Source organism: Metalysinibacillus jejuensis (assembly GCF_003057615.1).
GTDB lineage: Bacteria > Bacillota > Bacilli > Bacillales_A > Planococcaceae > Metalysinibacillus > Metalysinibacillus jejuensis.
The window spans coordinates 1-4,091 of sequence record NZ_QAFW01000091.1 but is presented as its reverse complement, the minus strand read 5'-3'; the positions used below and the strand labels follow the sequence as shown (position 1 = coordinate 4,091).

At 31.3% G+C, this 4,091-nt stretch carries 6 protein-coding genes and 2 pseudogenes; 1 reads left to right on the top strand and 7 read right to left on the bottom strand.

The window, feature by feature from the left end:
• Positions 1-279: pseudogene (locus tag DDE80_RS13890) on the top strand (IS4 family transposase); the annotation flags it as partial.
• 6 nt (positions 280-285) lie between these two features.
• Here DDE80_RS13890 and DDE80_RS13885 read toward each other — a convergent pair.
• From DDE80_RS13885 to DDE80_RS13860, 7 genes and pseudogenes are all read right to left on the bottom strand, one after another.
• A complete protein-coding gene (locus tag DDE80_RS13885) occupies positions 286-1,365 on the bottom strand; it encodes a GHKL domain-containing protein (protein WP_108308513.1) in 1,080 nt (359 codons plus the stop codon).
• A gap of 17 nt (positions 1,366-1,382) precedes the next feature.
• Positions 1,383-1,541, bottom strand: a complete 159-nt coding sequence (locus DDE80_RS15210) for a hypothetical protein (protein ID WP_161952352.1) — start codon at positions 1,539-1,541, stop codon at positions 1,383-1,385.
• Positions 1,538-2,098: an accessory gene regulator ArgB-like protein gene (locus DDE80_RS13880; RefSeq protein WP_161952351.1), complete on the bottom strand. Its 561-nt coding sequence runs from the start codon at positions 2,096-2,098 to the stop codon at positions 1,538-1,540. Before DDE80_RS13880 ends, DDE80_RS15210 begins: the two co-directional genes overlap by 4 nt.
• 194 nt (positions 2,099-2,292) lie before the next feature.
• A pseudogene (locus DDE80_RS13875) lies at positions 2,293-2,446 on the bottom strand (IS1380 family transposase); the annotation flags it as partial.
• A 34-nt stretch (positions 2,447-2,480) separates the two neighbouring features.
• Complete coding sequence (locus tag DDE80_RS13870) at positions 2,481-2,957, bottom strand: hypothetical protein (RefSeq protein WP_108308509.1); 477 nt, start codon at positions 2,955-2,957, stop codon at positions 2,481-2,483.
• Between the two features lie 25 nt (positions 2,958-2,982).
• Positions 2,983-3,606: an amidase domain-containing protein gene (locus tag DDE80_RS13865; RefSeq protein WP_108308508.1), complete on the bottom strand. Its 624-nt coding sequence runs from the start codon at positions 3,604-3,606 to the stop codon at positions 2,983-2,985.
• 126 nt (positions 3,607-3,732) lie between these two features.
• Positions 3,733-4,091 (bottom strand): IS66 family transposase (locus DDE80_RS13860; protein WP_153060923.1); only part of this gene is annotated, 359 nt, incomplete at its 5' end.

Sequence of the window (4,091 nt, the reverse complement as noted above, 5' to 3'; positions counted from 1 at the left end):
GAATCGTTCTTTCGTTGGATCAAACAGAACTTAAATGTGCCTGTTTTATTTGGCACGACTGAAAATGCGGTGTATAGCCAACTATTTGCGGCGTTAATTGCCTACGTATTATTGAAATTTTTACAAACGGAAGGACACAAGAAAAAGCACTGTAAACGCCTGTCTTTCGCTGGTTTCACACGCCAGCTTCTTTGTGATACCCTGCCGATTGAATGGCGAATTGGATTGAAAGAAATAGTCGAATTCCACCGTGAACTTTATCAAATAGATATTGGGTGATTTTGGTTAATCAACACGTGTGGTATTTTCTATTACAATGACTAAATTTTCTCCTTTTACATCTATTAAAGCTATATTAATTCGTGGATTTTTTTCTTTTAAGCTTGCTTCAATTGCATTATCTAAATAAATGCCTAATATGCGAGTTAAATCAATAGTATTCATTGATATATCTAATATTATTGAGGGAATTTCCACATTTATTTCAATACCATTCTTATCAGCTTGCATCAATTTAGAAGCAACAATACTTTTAATTTCAAGACTTTCTATTTTCTCTAAAGAACCTAATAATTTATTCCTAGATATCGTTTTTTCTTCCGAAGGTAGTATATTCTCATAAAAGTAAGTTCTTAGGCCTTCATTGTCTCCCTCATCAATATACTCTTTTAAAGACAATAAGATATTTAAGTAATCATGCCTAAATTGCTGCATTTCTTCATTCACTTTCGCTAAAGATTTAGTATAATCAGAAAAATGTGTATGTATAATATCCTTTTGACGAATTAAGTTCTCTTTTTTCGTATTTTGGACTACTAGCCAGAAGAAAAAAGTTATCAATGTCATATAAGTGAATTGTAAGCCTAAATTGATCCAACTTAAGAATTTGTTATCGTAAACAAAAATGTTTACATAAAAAATGGATAATGTAATTGCAACTATCGTAAAAATTAAATTTTGAATAATAAAAGATATATTTAAATCCGCTAATTTCCTTTTAAAAAAATATTCATAAATGACTATTAAAACAGCGCTTGTTAACATATACAAAATAATATAATCAAATCTTTCTGTGCTTTTAGTTATAATTAAAGCTAAATTATCAGCACAAATACCAATCATAAAAACAATACATGTATCAATCAACAACCAATTATTTACGCTAATTTTATAAAATAAAGCAATCATCAAAATTAAAAATAATATAATCCCGACATAAGGAGATATAAAAATAAAGACGAAAAGTGCAGGGATTAAAACGATACAAAATGAAATTAATATTTTAATAAAATTTAATTGAACCTTAGATAAGTACGCAATCCCACCAAATATCGTAATAAATTGAACTATTCCCAAAATAATCATGTCACTTATAAAACCATTTATTCATAAAAAGGATTTTCCTTTTTCAGTACGTCTGGTAATTCCTCTTCGTACATAAAAAGGGTACATCCTTTCATTACAAATAACCCTCCTATCGCAATAAAAATAGCAGCTAATTTAGTGGTTGAAAATTCTTTTAGATTTGATAAATGAATCATGTTAATCCCTCTTTCTTATTAATAGTAAATTGTATAATCAACATTAAAAGTTGTATCATAACCCCTAAAGTAATAAGCATTTGAATTTTTTGTGGAACAAATATATATATAATAAAAATCAACACTATTCGCATAAAGTTTTTTCTTTTTAAAAACTTAAGATGAGATTCATTAAAAACTTTATTTTTAGCAGTTCCAACTGGACCTAAAATTAAAATGCTTAGTATAACAATTATAAAAATCGTAAATGTAATCTTTAATTCATAAATCAAGGATATTTTACAAAGCACCGGAAATAACAAAATACTTCCAACTATACATCTAAAATTCGATGGCAAATGATAACCTAATGAATACTGTCGAAGTAACAAAAAAGCGATATGTATAATTAAAACTTCCCATAGACAGCTTAAAATCATAGAAAACCCATAAATAACTAGTAATTTCAATAACTCAGACATAAAAATTTTAATTCCAAAAATCAACTTTTCTCGTTCGACTTCATTATAATCCTCCTTAATTAAAATACTTTCTAAATATCTTTCTATACTTAACAAAATACTAACTCCCTTTACCTATAATTATACTAAATTTTTCTTTTTTATACAGCGTATTTCCTCAACTCTTAATATTTATTCCTAAACGCTATAAAAAACAACTTTTGAAAAGGGATGAAGAGAAAATCAATTTTTGGGGCAGACTTCTCCCTTGGTGCGGGTTCGTTTTTTAAAATGGCCAATTTAGTTTAACTTTAATTGCTGCATCTGATCAGGACATCCCAAAAGAAGCCAGTGTAGACGAATCGACGATAATTTAAAATGGAGGGAGCGCACAGATTCCACTAATTTACTTGCCACTTTAATTAGATGTGTACGAATCGTTTGGATTTGAATTCCTTTCGCTGCTGTCTTAATAGCGTTGATTTTCTGAACGTATTCCTTAGCGAATGTATTGCGCTTTTGGTTGGTTGAACCCCTTATTTAAAAATAGAAAAAAAGGAAGGACAAAAAATCTTTTCTTTTCTTGGAAATGTATAGTTTCGTTCTTTGAAACCCCATCTTCAACCCATTCGATATATAATACATGGGAATCGTTATTTGGTTTGTTTCCTATTGAGACAAACTCTAGTACATCTCCCGGTTTGATGTTTACTTTTTCTACATCGTTTGAAGTTAATACACTATCGGCAGTTCTAAATTCTATAAGAGTAACTGAAGATATAGAATCTTTCCCCTTCCAGATTGCATGCCCATTCCAAATATCCTTTGTACTAAGGAATGTTTCAGGAGCATATTCGGCAATCCAATTGCCATCTTCACTTTTACCTACAAGTATTGCAGGGCGAGTATAAGAATAAATTACCCATGCCAGAATGACGACTAGAATCAGAAGAATAATTATTAATTTTTTTTTCATATACGCCCCCTACCTTAAAAAATAATTAGAATTTAATTACTCGTAAATTATATGCAGATATATCTTTAATTGATAGATTTACCCTATCAATAGAGTGAGCAGCTAAATATAGTGTTCCGTCAGCTTTTTTATGAACTATAAGAGAATGGTAAAATCTAGATCCGCTAGAAGCTTGTAATTGGATTACATCTCCAACATTAGCATTGGCGATAATTGTATTTTTAGATGATGAAGTAACAACGGATTGAGTTTTTGCCCAAAAAGTTTTGAAATCTTCTACATTTACCCAAGAACTGGTTTCTCTCCACCCATAATTATACGCAGGTAAAGAGTAGCGTTCACTATACCAATTGTTAGTATCACTAGTAATCCCACTTGGTCTAGTAGAGGGTTTTTTCATCTCTTTTCCACCAGCGAAAACGGCTTGAGAAACAAAATTTGTACAATCCGCACTATGTTTCTTATATAAGCTATTTCTTCCATCGTGCCATTTAACAGCATACTCTGCTGCAGCAGTTCGGTTATATGTAGCAAATGGTTGAATTTGTACAGGGTTTAGAATCTTGTGTTCTATTATTTCTTGCTCAGACTCTAATTCCTCCTGTTTAATGACATCTTTTACTTCCTGAATTGTACTATCATAAGGCATATTAATATCAAATATTTCAATTTCATCTCACACGTGTTGATTAACCAAAATCATCCAGTATTTATTTGATACGTAAGCGTCAAATAGCACCCACCTGTTTTCCAGGGGGTGCTATTGTTATGCTATCTATGTAGTTCGTTTAGGCACGTGACAGTTGGTCGGAATTGCATCTGACCAAGGCATCAACGCATCTAACACTGCTTCATCCGTTAAATCAATTAACGGTAATTGCTCGAAAACATAGGTTAAATATTTCAGTGGATCAAGTTGATTCTCTTTTGCTGTTTCCACAATACTATAGATAATTGCGCTGGCCTTTGCTCCTTTCGGAGAAGCTGAAAATAGCCATGCTTTTCTCCCCATCACGAACGGTTTAATGGAACGTTCGCCTCGATTGTTGTCCAATTCTAGACGACCATCCTTTAAAAATACCACGAGTTTCTGCCACTGATTTAAACAGTATGTAATGGCTTCACCCAATTTTG